Here is a 15330-nt window from a genome sequence, read left to right as displayed (position 1 = left end):
TGCATAAACAAAAAAAACAGGTGGTTTTGTCTCATGCGCAAACTGGACCGTACCGACATCGGCATTCTCAACAGCCTTCAGGAGAATGCGCGCATCACCAATGCCGACCTCGCACGCTCGGTGAACCTCTCGCCGACGCCGTGTTTCAACCGGGTCAAGGCCATGGAAGAACTGGGGGTGATCCGCGAGCAAGTGACGCTGCTCGATGCCGACCTGCTGGGGTTGCACGTGAACGTGTTCATTCACGTCAGCCTGGAGAAGCAGGTGGAGGAGGCGTTGCAGCATTTCGAAGAGGCGATTTCGGACCGCCCCGAGGTGATGGAGTGCTACCTGATGGCCGGCGACCCGGACTACCTGATCCGGGTGCTGGTGCCGACCATCCAGTCGCTGGAGCGTTTCATGATGGATTTCCTGACCAAGGTGCCCGGGGTGGCGAACATTCGATCAAGCTTTGCGCTCAAGCAGGTGCGGTACAAGACCGCGCTGCCGCTGCCGGCCAATGGCCTGACGTTGGGCAACTGAAAATCAAGGATCGTGCTGTGTAGGAACTGCCGAAGGCTGCGATCTTTTGATCTTCAGAGAGCCACCTTTAGCCAGAATCAAGAGATCGCAGCCTGCGGCAGCTCCTACAGGGGCAGAGCTGATTGATGGGGGCTTTCAGGTGGCACCTGAAAATCTAGGATGGCGCTGTGTAGGAGCTGCCGAAGGCTGCGATCTTTTGATCTTCAGGGATCTACCTTTCGCCAGAATCAAGAGATCGCAGCCTGCGGCAGCTCCTACAGGGGCAGAGCTGATTGATGGGGGCTTTCAGGTGGCACCTGAAAATCTAGGATGGCGCTGTGTAGGAGCTGCCGAAGGCTGCGATCTTTTGATCTTCAGGGATCTACCTTTCGCCAGAATCAAGAGATCGCAGCCTGCGGCAGCTCCTACAGGGGCAGAGCTGATTGATGGGGGCTTTCAGGTGGCACCTGAAAATCTAGGATGGCGCGGTGTAGGAGCTGCCGAAGGCTGCGATCTTTTGATCTTCAGGGATCCACCTTTCGCCAGAATCAAGAGATCGCAGCCTGCGGCAGCTCCTACAGGGGCAGAGCTGATTGATGGGGGCTTTCAGGTGGCAACTGAAAATCTAGGATGGCGCTGTGTAGGAGCTGCCGAAGGCTGCGATCTTTTGATCTTCAGGGATCCATCGGTTGCCAGAATCAAAAGATCGCAGCCTGCGGCAGCTCCTACAAGGTCAGAGCTGATTGATGGGGATTTTCAGGTAGGTGACGCCGTTGTCCTCGGCCGGCGGCAAGTTCCCCGCCCGCACATTCACCTGGATCGCCGGCAGTAACAGTGTCGGCATGCCCAACCCCGAATCGCGCCGGGTGCGCATTTCCACGAAGGCGTTTTCGTCGATACCGTCGCGCACGTGAATGTTGTTTTTGCGTTGTTCACCGACGGTGGTCATGCATTCGGGGGCGCGTCCTTCCGGTGGGTAGTCGTGGCACACGTACAGGCGCACGCTGGCGGGGAAGGCCAGCAGCTTGCGGATCGAGGCAAACATCTGGTTGGCATTGCCACCGGGGAAATCACAACGGGCAGAGCCGACATCGGGCATGAACATCGTATCGCCCACCAGAATCACATCACCGTCGATCAGGTAGGCCATGTCCGCCGGCGTATGGCCGGGCACGTGCAGGGCGGTCGCCTTGAGGTTGCCGATCATGAACGACTCGTCGGGGGCGAACAGGTGATCGAACTGCGAGCCGTCGACGCGAAATGATGGCTCCAGATTGAACAGCGCCTTGAACACGTCCTGCACCTTGCTGATCGACTCGCCGATGGCGATTTTGCCGCCCAGTTGCTCGCGCAGGTAGGGCGCGGCGGACAGGTGGTCGGCGTGGGCGTGGGTTTCCAGCAGCCATTGCACTTGCAGTGTGTGGGCGCGGACGAAGGCGATGATTTTGTCAGCCTGGGTGGTCGCGGTACGCCCGGCCGCACCGTCGTAGTCGAGCACGGGGTCGACAATCGCACACTGCCCGCCATCAGCCTCGTAGACCACGTAGCTGTAGGTCGAGGAGGCGGGGTCGAGGAACGCTTCAATCAGTGCGGGCATGGACATGAACCTGAGCAAGAGGACGAAATTTCGATCACGGGTTGCAACAATATATGTTTAAACATAATGTTCGCAGCTTAAGTGACGTTGAAGGCATCCTGCAAATGCAATCCAGTCTGACCGAATGTGAAGTCGCCCAACTGCGCGCCTCGGCCTCCAAGGCCTGTGCGCTGCTCAAGGCCTTGGCCAATGAGGATCGCCTGTTGATCCTGTGCCAGTTAACCCAGGGCGAGCGCAACGTCGGCGAGCTGGAAAAAATGACCGGTGTGCGCCAACCGACCCTGTCCCAACAACTGGGGATCCTGCGCGATGAAGGACTGGTCGCGACCCGTCGTGAAGGCAAGTACATTTTTTACGGTCTCGCCAGTCACGAGGTGATCCAGGTGATGAAAACCCTCTCCGGGCTGTATTGCGGGGCGGTGCTTAAAAGCTGGGTTCAACCTTGATCTTGTTCAACACACCGAACCTGTGGGAGCGGGCTTGCTCGCGAAGGCGGTGTGTCAGCCAACGTTAATGTCTACTGACATACCGCTTTCGCGAGCAAGCCCGCTCCCACAGTAGTTTTGTGTCGCGGCTAATAGAAAACTTGCGTGCAGCAAAAGGAACAAGCAATGAACGATCAACACTGGGGCCCATCCATCAGTGCAGATATCGTGGTGATCGGCGGCGGCACGGCGGGCATAGGCCTTGTCGCCAGCCTGCTCAAGCGTAACCCGCAGATGAACATCACCCTGATCGAACCCGACTCCCGGCACTACTATCAACCGGCCTGGACGCTGGTCGGCGGTGGAGCCTACAACGTGGAAAACACCGTGCGGCCGATGGCATCGGTGATGCCGCGCGGGGTCAATTGGGTGCAGGCTGCCGTGACCGGCATCGACCCCGACCATGGCTGGCTGATCCTCAGTGACGCGCGCAGGGTCAGCTATCAGAACCTGGTGGTCTGCCCCGGCCTGCGCCTGGCCTGGGAGAAAATCGAAGGCCTGGAGGAGACCCTCGGCCAGCACGGCGTGACCTCCAACTACAGCTACCGGCACGCGACCTACACCTGGGACCAGGTGCAGAAACTGCGCGGCGGCAAGGTGCTGTTCACCCAGCCGGCCATGCCGATCAAATGTGCGGGAGCGCCTCAAAAAGCGCTGTACCTGTCCTGTGATCACTGGAACAGGAGCGGTGCGCTGAACAACATTGACGTCGAGTTCAATCTCGCGGGCGCTGCATTGTTCGGCGTGGCGACCTTTGTCCCGCCGCTGATGAAGTACATCGAGAAGTACAAGGCCCGGCTGGCATTCAATTCGAATCTGGTCAAGGTCGACGGCCCGGCGAAAACCGCGTGGTTCGACATCAAGGACGCCGAAGGCACTGTCACCCGCCAGGCAAAAACCTTTGACCTGCTGCATGTCGTACCGCCTCAGGTGGCCCCGGATTTCGTCGCCCGGAGTCCGCTGGCCGACGCCGCCGGCTGGTGTGAAGTCGATCCCCACAGCCTGCAGCATCCGCGTTATCCAGGCGTCTTCGCGCTGGGGGATATCTGCGGCACCACCAATGCAAAAACCGCCGCGGCGGTGCGCAAGCAGATAGTGGTCGTGGCCGAAAACCTGCTGGCTTTGCGCAAGCAACAACCATTGCCGCTGAAGTACGACGGCTATGGCTCCTGTCCGCTGACGGTGGAGAAGGGCAAGGTGATCCTGGCCGAGTTCGGTTATGCGGGCAAATTGCTGCCGACCTTTCCCCTTGACCCGACGACGCCGCGCCGCTCGGCGTGGTGGCTCAAGGCAACACTGCTACCGTGGTTCTATTGGAACGGTATGCTCAAGGGTCGCGAGTGGCTGACGCGTCTGTCCAGGGTCGACTGAGAACTCCCTATGTTGCTGGCAAGTCTGTTTGGCGTGGTGATGGGGTTGGTATTGGGGTTGACTGGAGCGGGCGGCGGGATTCTCGCGGTGCCGGCCCTGGTATTGGGATTGGGCTGGAGCATGACCCAGGCCGCTCCGGTGGCGTTGTTTGCAGTGGGCAGTGCGGCAGCGGTCGGCGCCATCGATGGATTGCGCCATGGCCTGGTGCGGTATCGCGCGGCGTTGCTGATCGCCGCACTCGGTGCGGTGTTTTCGCCGGTGGGCATCTATTTCGCCCATCAGTTGCCGGAAAAAATCCTGATGATCCTGTTCAGCCTGCTGATGGTCATGGTGGCCTGGCGGATGTTGCGCCTTGAACGCAAGGACGAAGGCCCGAGCGACCACGGGCACGCGAACTGGGGCCAGAAAAACTGCATGCTCGATCAACAGACCGGGCGCTTTTCCTGGACCGCCAAATGCACCGCGACCCTCGCCGCGCTCGGAGCGGTCACGGGTGTGGTCTCGGGGTTGCTGGGGGTGGGCGGCGGCTTTCTGATCGTCCCGGCATTCAAGCAACTGACCGATGTGCAAATGCGCGGAATCATCGCCACCTCGCTGATGGTGATCAGCCTGATTTCGGCCATCGGCGTGATCGGCGCGTTCCATGCCGGCGTGCGCATCGACAGTGTGGGGGCCACCTTCATTGGCGCGAGCATCATCGGCATGATCATCGGCCGCAAGCTGTGCGCCCGGGTGCCGGCGCGGGCGTTGCAGGTCGGGTTCGCCAGCATCTGCGTAGTGGTTGCCGCCTACATGTTGCTCAAGGCCAGCGCCTAGCCGGTAGCGGTTCCTGTGGATGCCAGTCGGGTCCACAGGCCTACGCCCTAAGTGGCGAGCCTCGCCGACGAGCGGTCTTACGCCGTAGCGGTCACGCGCCGCCAGCCAATCCAAAGCACCTCAAAACCAGCCCCAAGGCAGCGTATGGCGCCGCCCGTCAGGTTTCGATAATCGCCTCCGACACTCAGTCCCCCCGTTTCGGAGCGCGCCATGCACAACAATAAGAACGTCACGCATCGTTTTCTGCCTGCCTTTATCGCCAGCCTGTCTGCCCTGGGCCTGAGCCAGGTGGCTGAGGCGGACATCATGCTGTACGACAAGGACCAGACCACGTTCTCCACCGACGGCTACATCAACGCCTTCTACGTAAACAGCGATGTCGACCGCGCCGGCGATCAGTACGACCGTCGGCAGTCACGGGTCAAGATGGGCTTTTTGCCCAACTACCTGGGGTTCAACATGGGCAAGCAGGTGGACGATCTCAAGCTCGGCGCCCGCGCCTCGTTCTGGGTCACCATCAACGACAGCCAAACCAACGGCACCGACACTGCCATCGACGTGCGGCAGTTCTTCGGCACCGTGGCCAACCCGGAGTGGGGCGAGGTGCTGATCGGCAAGGACTTCGGGTTGTTCGCCCGTTCCAACATCCTGCTCGATGAAATGCTCGCCGGTTACGGCCAGGTCAGCGATACGTTGGGGCTGGTGGATGGCGGCGGGGTGTCGTTCGGCAACATCGGCACCGGTTACCCGTATCCGTTCCCGACCTCGCAGATCACCTATCGCACCCCGGTGATGGACGGTCTGCGCGTGGCGGTCGGCATCATGGACCCGGTGGACACCAACGACAGCAGCCCGACGGGCAAGGCCTATCAGGAAAACCCGCGTACCGAGAGCGAAGTCACCTATCAGTTCGACCTGGCCGGGGCAAAGATCTACAGCTGGGTCAACGGTAGCTACCAGACCTCGGACAACACCGACTCGACGGTCGAGACCGTTACCTCCAAGGGCGTTGGTTATGGCGTGCAGGCGAAGATGGGCGGCTTGTCCCTCACCGGGTCCGGTTTCCAGGCCAAGGGCATCAACCCGTTTTTCACCAACAATGCCGGCGAGCCGACCCTGCGCAACGTCGACAGCGACGGCTACCTGATGCAGGGCTCCTACAAACTGGGCAAGAACCGCCTGGCCTTGTCCTACGGCAAGACCAATGACGACGGCAACGGCGTGGTCGGCAGCGGTGCGGACTACGAGACCCGTGGCATCGCGTTGTTCCATGACGTGAACGACAACCTCAAGCTGGTGGCCGAGTACAACCAGTTCGAAATCAACGGCCACGACACCGATGAGCAGAACGAAGACACCGACACCTTTGCCGTGGGCGCGGTGCTGACCTGGTAACCCCGGGAGGTGGCCCTGGCCGTGCGCATCGCGGCGAGGGCCGCCAACCGTCTCATCCCATCGAAGCGGCTACCCGCTACCCAAGTAGCATTCGTCGCCCCCCACAGACTTCGTACACTCGTGCCTCATACACACGCACCTGCGGGAGGTAAGGATGCAGCAGAGCGAAGGCGTCGTCAGTGCAATGTCCCAGGCCACCGATGCCCGGCAGGTCGCGCAGGAACTGGCACGACAGCTGTTGCACCCGCACCTGGGGTTCGTGCTGTTCTTCTGTTCCGCCGAATACGACTTGCAGGCGCTGGGCCAGGCCTTGCAGCAAAGCTTCGGCGGCATTCGCCTGGCGGGCTGCACCAGCGCCGGGGAAATCACTCCGCTGGGCTATGGGCGCAATTGCGTGACGGCGGTGGGTTTCGACCACCGGCACTTTTCCATCTCGATCGAGCTGATCGACCAGATGGAGCACTTCAGCCTGATCGACGCCCAGCAAATGGTCGAGCGCCTGGTCAGTGGCTGTCGCAGCAACACCCTGGCCCCGATCAAGGGCAACAGCTTTGCCCTGACCCTGCTCGATGGCCTGTCCAGCCGCGAAGAAATGGTCCTGGCGGCCTTGAGTGCGGCCTTGGGCGACATTCCGCATTTCGGCGGCTCGGCCGGCGACGATAACTACCTGACCCATACCCATGTGTACTTCGATGGCGAGTTCCACAGCGGCGCGGCCGTGGTGGTGCTGGTCAATACCTGGCTGGATTTCGAAGTGTTCACCACCCACCACGTGTTGCCCCGCGCCGAAAAGCTGGTGGTCACCGGGGCCGACAGCACCTTGCGCCGGGTCTTCGAGCTCAATGCGGAGCCTGCCGCCGAGGAGTACGCCCGGCACATCGGCGTGCCGGTGGCGCAGCTCGATCACCGGGTCTTCGCCGCGCACCCGTTGGCGGTGCGGATCAACCAGCAGTACTACGTGCGGGCCATCCAGCAGGTGCATCCGGACCTGAGCCTGAGTTTCTACTGCGCCGTGGAAAACGGCATCGTCCTCACCGCCATGACCCCGGGGCCGATGCTGCCGAACCTGCAGCGCCTGTTCGAGGGGTTGCAGGAGCGCCTGGGGGATTTGCTGCTGACCATCGGTTGCGACTGTTTCCTGCGGCGTCTGGAACTCGAAGACGACGGAAGCCTTGATCAGATCGGCGGTTTTTTGCGCGAGCAACGGGTGATGGGTTTCAACACCTACGGAGAACAGTTCAATGGCATGCACATCAACCAGACCTTCACCGGCGTTGCCATTGCCCGCGGCCGTGCCCCAGGACATCGCTGAGCTGCAGGCCGAGTTGGCCGTGCTGCGCCTGGATAACCATAAACTGCAGCGCATCAATGCCGCGCTGATCGAACGGGTCGAGTCAGGGGGAACCCGCGGCAACGATCCGTATGCGGCATTCCAGCATTCGGTGGTGCTGGCCGAGCAAGTGCGCGAACGCACCGATGCCCTGAACCAGGCCATGGCCGAACTCAAGGCCGGCAATCATTTGCTCAGCGAAGCCCGCCTGCGCGCGGAAACGGCGCACCAACACCTGATCGATGCCATCGAAAGCATTTCCGATGCCTTCGTGCTGTTCGACGCCGACCAGCGCATCGTGCTGTTCAACAGTCGCTTCAAGGCGTTCTGGAGCAACAGCCGGGTGCGGATCAACGCCGGCATGCGCCTGACCGAGGTCAAGCGGCTGATGATGAACAACGCCCTGTTCACCGAAGAGCCGCGCGGGCATGCCGACGAAAACCTGCTTTACCGCCTGCAGAACGGGCGCTGGCTGCAAGTCAGCGAGCGGCCGACCCAGGAAGGGGGGCGGGTGATCCTGTTCACCGACATTACCGACGTCAAACTCAGCGAAACCGTACGCCGTGAGCAGGCGGTGGCGCAGAAGTCGCATCTGTTGCAACGGGCGGTCGACAACCTGTCCCAAGGGGTGGCGATGGTCAGCGCCGAGGGCATCCTGGAGTTGTGGAACCGGCGTTTCCTGGAATTGAGCGGCCTGGCGCCGGTGGCGGCCCATCGCCCGTTTGCCGAAGTGATCGCCGACAGCGAACTGAACCTGCTGACCCCGGCCAGTCGCGATGGCAACGGACGACCGGTGCGCGAATGCGAGCAGCGCCTGTACGATGGCCGGGTCCTGGAAATCCGCACCCATCCGTTGCCCACCGGCGGTTTCGTCAACACCTTCACCGACATTACCGAGCGCTACCAGCACGCCGAGGCACTGAGTGAAAGCGAACACTGGATTCGCCTGATCACCGATCACGTCCCGGCATTGATTGCCTACCTCAATGCCGACCTGGTCTACGAGTTCACCAACAAGGTCTACGAAGAGTGGTACTGCTGGCCTCGCGGCGTGATGCTCGGCCAGAGCCTGCGCGAAGTGCACAGCGAACAGCATTACCAGCGGCTGGAGCCCTACGTGGCCAGGGCACTGGCCGGCGAGAGCGTGACGTTCGAGTTCGCCGAAACCAACGTCAACAACCAGGAGCGCTACATGCTGCGCTCCTATGTGCCCAACCGTCTGGCCAGTGGCGAGGTGGTGGGGATTTTCGTGTTGATCCGCGACATCACCGAACGCCGCCGCACCGCCGAGGCGCTGCATCAGGCGTATCAGAACCTGGAACTGCGGGTACGCGAGCGTACGGCGGAATTGACCACCCTCAACGACCAGCTGCTGCGCGAGATCGATGAGCGACGCCTGGTCGAGTCACGCTTGCGCGAGGCCAAGCAGGAAGCCGAGCAGGCCAACCTGTCGAAGACCAAGTTCCTCGCCGCCGTCAGCCATGACCTGCTGCAACCGTTGAACGCCGCGCGCCTGTTTACCAGTGCCTTGCTGGAACGGCGCGAGCCGATGTCCAGCGAGACGCTGGTGCGCAATGTGAGCAATTCCCTGGAAGACGTGGAGAACCTGCTCGGCACCCTGGTGGATATTTCCAAGCTCGATGCGGGGGTGATCAAGGCCGACATTGCGCCGTTCGCCCTCAGTGAACTGCTGGACAACCTGGCCGCCGAATACAACCAGGTGGCGCGCAGTGAAGGCCTGCAATTGCACTTCATCGGCTGTTCGGCGCTGGTGCGCAGTGACATCCAGCTGCTGGCGCGGATCCTGCGCAACCTGTTGAGCAATGCGATTCGCTATACCTATAGTGGTCGCGTGGTGCTCGGTTGCCGGCGGCATCATCAGTGCCTGACGATCGAAGTCTGGGACAGCGGCATGGGCATTGCCGAGCATCGCCTGGAGGAGATTTTCCAGGAGTTCAAGCGCGGCGATGTGCAGCGTCCCGATCAGGATCGCGGCCTGGGGCTGGGCCTGGCGATCGTAGAGAAGATTGCCGGCATCCTCGGGCACCCCATTCATGTGCGTTCATGGCCGGGTCGGGGTTCGATGTTCTCGGTCGAAGTGCCGTTGAGCGCCACCGCGCCAAAGCCGCAGCCCGCGTTGCAGATGAGCGAGCCGATGCTCGAGCGCCTGCGGGGCGCGCGGATATGGGTGCTGGACAACGACGCGACCATTTGCGCCGGCATGCGCACCTTGCTGGAGGGGTGGGGGTGTCGGGTGGTGACGGCGCTGTCGGAGGAGGACCTGGCGCGGCAAGTGGACAATTTCCACGCCGAGGCCGACCTGCTGATTGCCGATTATCACCTGGACAACGATCGCAACGGTGTCGACGCCGTGGCGCGCATCAATGCCCGGCGCGCGTCACCGGTGCCGGCGATGATGATCACGGCCAACTACAGCAATGAACTCAAACAGCAGATCCGCGAACTGGGCCACACCCTGATGCACAAGCCGGTGCGGCCGATGAAGCTGAAGACGGCGATGAGTCATTTGCTTGCAAGGCCATGAGCCTGTCGGTGTTTGTGAGGGCCTCATCGCTGGCAAGCCAGCTCCCACAGTGGATGTGTGCTGTTCACAAAACCCTGTGGGAGCTGGCTTGCCAGCGATGGAAGCGACACGGTCTTGCTGACTCAACGCCGCAGATAAGACCCGAAATCAATATCCCCGGCACTCAGGATCGCCTGCACCCGGTTGTGCACGTTGAGCTTGCGCAGGATCGCCGAGACGTGGGCCTTGACCGTGGTCTCGGCGATTTCCAGGGTGTAGGCGATCTGCTTGTTCGATTCGCCCTTGGTCATGCGTTCCAGCACCTGAAGTTGCTTGCGGGTCAGGGCCTGGAGCAGTTCGGGCGGGAAGCTCGGGGTGTCGTTCATGCGCCGGTGGGTGCTGCTTTTGGCAGTGCGGATGATGTCCGGGGGCAGGTAGACATTGCCATTGAGAATCTGCTGGATGGCATCGGTCATCTGGGCGCGGGGCGAAGACTTGGTGATGAAACCCACCGCGCCGTAGGTGATGGCTTGCAGCACGATCTGTTTGTCCTGTTCGGCGGAGACAATCACCACCGGAATGGTCGGCGCTTCGTTACGCAGGTTGATCAGGCCATTGAGGCCGTGCATGCCGGGCATGTTCAGGTCGAGCAGGATCAGGTCCAGGTCATCGTGTTCCTGGGTCAGGGCCAGGGCGCTGTCCAGGTCGGCGGTTTCCATCACTTCGCTGCCGGCAAATCCGTCGCTGATGACGTTGTGGATGGCTTCGCGAAACAGCGGGTGATCGTCGGCAATCAGGATTTTGTACATGGCCTTTCACCTCATTATTTTGATTATGGTGTGGCAACAACACGCACGCGTAAAGCTCAGGGAAAGGGTTCGGGCCTGGCTGGCGAAACCGGAAGATTGGCCGCTTGCCAGGCGTCCAGGCCATCGCGATACCAATACAGGGTCTTATAGCCCATGGTGGCTGCGCGCTTGACCGCATTCCAGCTCAACCAGCAGTCGGAGCGGCAATAGAAGACCAGCGGTTGCGTCGGGTCGCCGGCGGTCAGCTTTTTCAGGTTGGCGGCGAAATAGTCCTGCCATTGCGGCGTCAGCTCACCGTCACCGGTATTGGCCAGCCAATGGCTGCCGGGCAGGTTTTCATGGGGCTGGTCTTCGATGAACTGCCCTTGCAGCCACTGGCGGCGGTAGACATCGATCAGCAGCGGGCGCGGGGTTTGGCCGAGCAGGGCTTGCAGGGCGGGGGTATCGACGATGGTTGCGCCTTGCAACTGGTCGGGCGTCGGGCTGCGGTACAGGCCGATGCGATAGCCGTCGCTGGAGAACAGTGCGGTGTCGGCCTGCGCGGTGCTCAGCAGCAAGCCCAGCGACAGGGCGGCGAGAGTAGGGCGCAACAGACAACGTCGGGCACGCGGCATGGGTTCAGTCCTTATAGTTATGGACCTATTACATGCCAGTCGGGGGGCGTTGGGAATGCGACGATAGACAGGGAAACCAGTACTAAAGTAGTAATTTCACCCTGCTTAATGAAGAACCCCTGTGGGAGATTCTATGGTTGAGGGAAAGCCCTCAACTGGCTTTTTGGTTGATATTCGCTTTGCCCTTTCAGCAAGGCGAATACCACCCGAGCAAGCTTGCGAGCCAGCATCACCAACGCCTGAGTGGTGCTGAACCCCCGAGTTCTTTGTTCTTCGTAATACCCTTTCCAGGCTTTCGTACGGCTAGCCGACATCGCTGCATTGTGCAGAAGTCGGCGGGCCTCGGGGTCACCGCGCTTGGTCAAACTGCGGCGAGCGTCTTTCTGTCCTGATTTCGCCACCCGTAAATCCATGCCCAGGAAGGCGATAAATGCATCCGCGTTTCTAAAATCCCCTCGCTGAAATGCGGTTATCAAGCGGGCCCCAGTCAAAAAACCAATACCCTCAACTTTCAGGCAGCGCTTCAATTGACCGAGCAAACCGGCTTCTTTGAGCTGATCGTTGATCGTCTTTTCGATCAGCGTCTCAAGCTGCTGCATGGACTTCACTTGCTCGGCAAAAGCCGCCTTGAGCAGCGGCTCATTCGACCAGCTCTGCACCAGGCCGACCCTGGCCTGGACCAAGGCTGCGCGACGGCGGAAAAGGCTCAGGAGCTGGCGGTACAGCGGTGAGGGCGGGGTCCAAGGACGCAACTCCTCGGCTTCGTTCTTCAGGTAACGAGCCAGTAGCTTGGCATCCAGCGCGTCGGTTTTGGCGCGGATTTTCACGCCTTCGCGATAATGTTTGAGTTCATAGCCTCCCACCATGTAAATCGTGCAACCGGCCTCATAGGCCAGATCAGCGAAGTCCAGGTGGTAGATGTTGGTCGCCTCAATGGCAATAGCCACCGTCCCCGACAACGCCTTCAGCCACTGCTTGATGGATGTTTTGGTGTTGGCAATCTCTTCAAGAAAATCACCATCAGACTGATAAATCACCAGTTCATTCTTGGCGACATCCACACCCACGATCGGTTTTGATAGAGAGACCGGCATTGCCACAGGATTTCCTCCGGGATAAGGTTTGAGCACTTGAAGGGCTCACCCAGAGGCGCAGGCTTGTTCCTATCGTCGGTCTAGCCAGATGCATTCTTTATCGGCGCTTGGGTGAAAGGAGGAGGGGCGATATCTCCCACGGTCTGTACTGCGTCAACAGTCAGAATCGAGCCTTGTCCCTCCTCCTCCCTTCAAGTCCTACCATACAAGCGAGCTTGCTCGCGATAGCGTTATGTCAGTCAATTCATTTGTTGAATGTGCCGCCGCTATCGCGAGCAAGCTCGCTCCCACAGGGGATGTATTTACCCGGCTTTACGCAAGGCCGCATGCTGCGGGTTGAAGGTCAGTACGGCGAGCAACGCGAACAGCAGCGTCAGCCCCGTGCACACTGCCAGCGCCAGCGGATTGAAGCGTTCATACAGGGCAAAACGCACCAGCTCCACCGCATGGGTGAACGGATTCACCGCGCACAGCCAGTACAACCATTCGCTGGCCTCGCGCATCTTCCACAGCGGATACAGCGCCGATGACAGGAAAAACAGCGGGAAGATCACGAAATTCATCACCCCGGCAAAGTTCTCCAGCTGGCGGATCGCGTTCGACAGCAACAGGCCCAGTGCGCTGAGCATCAACGCCACCAGCAGCAGCGCCGGCAACGCCAGCAACAGGCCCATGGCCGGTGGTCGCACGCCGTAGAGCCAGGCAATCGCCAGGAACGCATACACCTGCAGCAGCGAAATCAGTGACGTGGCCAGCAGCTTGCTGCACAGCAGGAAGGTACGCGGCAGGGGGCTGGTCAGCAGCACGCGCATGCTACCCATCTCGCGGTCGTAGACCATCGACAGAGACCCCTGCATGCCATTGAACAGCAGGATCATGCAGGCCAGGCCGGGAATGATGTAGACCTCGTACGGAATGTAGGTGTCGTAGGGCTCGATGATCGCGATCCCCAGCGCCGCGCGAAAACCGGCTGCGAACACCAGCAGCCACAGCAGCGGCCGCACCAGGGCGCTGAGAAAACGCGTGCGTTGCAGCACAAAGCGCAGCCACTCGCGCAGCACGATACCGCTGAAACATTGCCAGTAAGCGTTCATTGGGCCACCCCTGATGTCGTAAGGCGAGCGAAGACCGAACCGAGGTCTGCGCCGTGTTCCAGACTCAGGGCATCGGCCTGCCCGCTGGCCACCAGCCGGCCTTGATGCAGGATCAGCAAGTCATCGCTGGGCTGCACTTCGTCGAGCAGGTGGGTGGTCCAGAGTACGCTGATGTGCTCCTCGCGACACAGGCTGCGGATGTGCTGGTTGAGCGCCAGGCGACTCGCCGGGTCGAGGCCGACACTGGCTTCGTCGAGCAGCAAAAGGCGCGGCTCATGCAACAGGGCGCGGGCAATTTCCACCCGGCGACGATGGCCGCCATTGAGTTCGCGCACCCGTTCGCGGCGGCGCTCGGTCAGGGCCTGGCGGGTCAGTTCGGCGTCGACCCGAAGGTCGGTCTGGCGCCGGGACAGGCCATGCAATGCCGCGTGATAACGCAGGTTCTGCTCGACGCTGAGGTCCAGGTCCAGGGTGCTTTGCTGGAACACCACGCCCAATTGCCTGAGTGCCGGGCGTGCCGCGCTGCGCAATGAACAGCCACCAACGAGGATCTCGCCGTGCTGCAGATCATAGAGCCGGGTCAGCAGGGCAATCAGGGTCGACTTGCCGGCGCCGTTGGGGCCCAGCAGCGCGGCGAAACGTCCGGGTTCCAGGCTGAAACTTACCTTGCGCAAGGCCTCACGGGCGCCGTAGGCAAAGCTCAGGTCACTGACTTCGAGGGCGTTCATGGTGTCACCACCACGCCCCAGGGATAGCGCCCGACCTTCACCGATTTGCTGACCTTGAGGCTGTCGACATCGATCACCGAGACATCGCCGCTGACGCCGTTGGTGGCCAGCAACTGCTTCTGATCCGGGGTGAACGCCATCTGCCAGACTCGTCGACCCACCAGCAGGTAATCGAGTATCTCGTAAGTCCTGGCATCGATCACCGCCACATGATTGGCCGGGCCGAGGGCGACAAAACCGTACTTGCCATCGGCGCTGAGCTTGATGCCAACCGGCTGGACCTTGTCCGGGTGCACGCCCTTGATCTGGAAGTTCAGGGTCTTGAGCACGGTGCGGCTGGCTACATCGAGAATGGTCACGGTGCCGCCGATTTCCGCCGAGGCCCAGAGTTTCGTGCCATCGGGGGAGAACTCGACGAAGCGCGGACGCTGGTCCACCAGGGTGCTGTCGGCCAGGGTCTGGGTGCTGGTGTCGATCCAGTGCAACATGTTGGTGGTTTCGCTGGTGTTGACCGCCCACTGTCCGTCAGGGCTGACGGCCATGCCCTCGGGCTCGACGCCGACATCGATCTGGCCGAGCACCTTGGAGGTATCGGTGTCGATCACCGTGACCAGCGCATCGTCTTCGTTGGAGACGTACAACCAGCGATTGTTCGGGTGCAAGGCGAATTGCTCGGGGTCTTTGCCCGAGGGCAGTTCCTTGATGATCTTGCGGGTGGCCACGTCCATCACCTGGACCCGGTCCGAGTCGCTGGCGCAGATGTACAACAGCTTGTTGTCATGGGACAGCAGCAGGCCGCGAGGGCGCTGGCCGACGGGCAGGGTGTCGGTGACTTGCAGGGTCTGCATGTCGATCAGGCTCAGGCTGTTGTCCTTTTCGTTGGAGACCCAGGCAGTGCTGGCAACGGCATGGCCGGCGGCGAGCAGCAAGGTGCACGAGAGCAGGGTGCGGCGCATGGCGGATTCCTTGTTG

General features: G+C 61.2%; 14 protein-coding genes. 7 read left to right on the top strand and 7 right to left on the bottom strand.

Annotation, left to right across the window (positions count from 1 at the left end; genetic code table 11):
* Positions 1-33: 33 nt before the first annotated feature.
* Positions 34-522, top strand: a complete 489-nt coding sequence (bkdR, locus tag ACEN83_RS17720) for a Bkd operon transcriptional regulator BkdR (RefSeq protein ID WP_007976593.1) — start codon at positions 34-36, stop codon at positions 520-522.
* Between the two features lie 712 nt (positions 523-1234).
* On the opposite strand, the gene ACEN83_RS17715 is transcribed toward bkdR, so the two are convergent.
* Entirely contained in the window at positions 1235-2098 is an 864-nt protein-coding gene (locus ACEN83_RS17715; RefSeq protein ID WP_495577899.1) for an MBL fold metallo-hydrolase, read from the bottom strand.
* Between the two features lie 104 nt (positions 2099-2202).
* Here ACEN83_RS17715 and ACEN83_RS17710 point away from each other — a divergent pair, with 104 nt between their 5' ends.
* The 6 genes from ACEN83_RS17710 to nahK all read left to right on the top strand — a co-directional run bounded on the left by ACEN83_RS17710 (position 2203) and on the right by nahK (position 10040).
* Positions 2203-2544, top strand: a complete 342-nt coding sequence (locus tag ACEN83_RS17710; protein ID WP_007976596.1) for an ArsR/SmtB family transcription factor — start codon at positions 2203-2205, stop codon at positions 2542-2544.
* A 165-nt stretch (positions 2545-2709) separates the two neighbouring features.
* Entirely contained in the window at positions 2710-3954 is a 1245-nt protein-coding gene (locus tag ACEN83_RS17705; RefSeq protein ID WP_495577898.1) for an NAD(P)/FAD-dependent oxidoreductase, read from the top strand.
* A 9-nt stretch (positions 3955-3963) separates the two neighbouring features.
* Positions 3964-4770 (top strand): sulfite exporter TauE/SafE family protein, encoded by an 807-nt coding sequence (locus tag ACEN83_RS17700; RefSeq protein ID WP_495577897.1) that lies wholly within the window; start codon positions 3964-3966, stop codon positions 4768-4770.
* Between the two features lie 210 nt (positions 4771-4980).
* Positions 4981-6165, top strand: a complete 1185-nt coding sequence (locus tag ACEN83_RS17695; RefSeq protein WP_116582806.1) for a porin — start codon at positions 4981-4983, stop codon at positions 6163-6165.
* Positions 6166-6319: 154 nt separating this feature from the next.
* Entirely contained in the window at positions 6320-7477 is a 1158-nt protein-coding gene (nosP, locus tag ACEN83_RS17690; protein WP_095967634.1) for a nitric oxide-sensing protein NosP, read from the top strand.
* Positions 7407-10040, top strand: coding sequence for a hybrid sensor histidine kinase/response regulator NahK/ErcS' (gene nahK / locus ACEN83_RS17685; protein WP_495577896.1), 2634 nt, complete (start codon positions 7407-7409; stop codon positions 10038-10040). The genes nosP and nahK overlap by 71 nt, the downstream gene beginning before the upstream one ends.
* Positions 10041-10162: 122 nt before the next feature.
* Here nahK and ACEN83_RS17680 read toward each other — a convergent pair whose 3' ends face one another.
* From ACEN83_RS17680 to ACEN83_RS17655, 6 genes are all read right to left on the bottom strand, one after another.
* Entirely contained in the window at positions 10163-10828 is a 666-nt protein-coding gene (locus ACEN83_RS17680; protein ID WP_007976602.1) for a response regulator transcription factor, read from the bottom strand.
* A 56-nt stretch (positions 10829-10884) separates the two neighbouring features.
* On the bottom strand, positions 10885-11442 hold the full coding sequence (locus ACEN83_RS17675) for a PQQ-dependent catabolism-associated CXXCW motif protein (protein WP_495577895.1): 558 nt from the start codon (positions 11440-11442) through the stop codon (positions 10885-10887).
* Between the two features lie 131 nt (positions 11443-11573).
* On the bottom strand, positions 11574-12536 hold the full coding sequence (locus tag ACEN83_RS17670; RefSeq protein ID WP_495580838.1) for an IS110 family RNA-guided transposase: 963 nt from the start codon (positions 12534-12536) through the stop codon (positions 11574-11576).
* Between the two features lie 302 nt (positions 12537-12838).
* Positions 12839-13630 (bottom strand): ABC transporter permease, encoded by a 792-nt coding sequence (locus ACEN83_RS17665; protein WP_495577894.1) that lies wholly within the window; start codon positions 13628-13630, stop codon positions 12839-12841.
* Positions 13627-14358: an ATP-binding cassette domain-containing protein gene (locus ACEN83_RS17660; protein ID WP_495577893.1), complete on the bottom strand. Its 732-nt coding sequence runs from the start codon at positions 14356-14358 to the stop codon at positions 13627-13629. The genes ACEN83_RS17665 and ACEN83_RS17660 overlap by 4 nt, the downstream gene beginning before the upstream one ends.
* Positions 14355-15314, bottom strand: a complete 960-nt coding sequence (locus ACEN83_RS17655) for a YVTN family beta-propeller repeat protein (protein WP_495577892.1) — start codon at positions 15312-15314, stop codon at positions 14355-14357. The genes ACEN83_RS17660 and ACEN83_RS17655 overlap by 4 nt, the downstream gene beginning before the upstream one ends.
* Positions 15315-15330 lie beyond the last annotated feature (16 nt).

It is taken from the genome of Pseudomonas sp. Pseusp49 (assembly GCF_059491875.1).
Note: the sequence above shows the minus strand (reverse complement) of the source record. Positions and strands in the feature narration are given on the sequence as shown.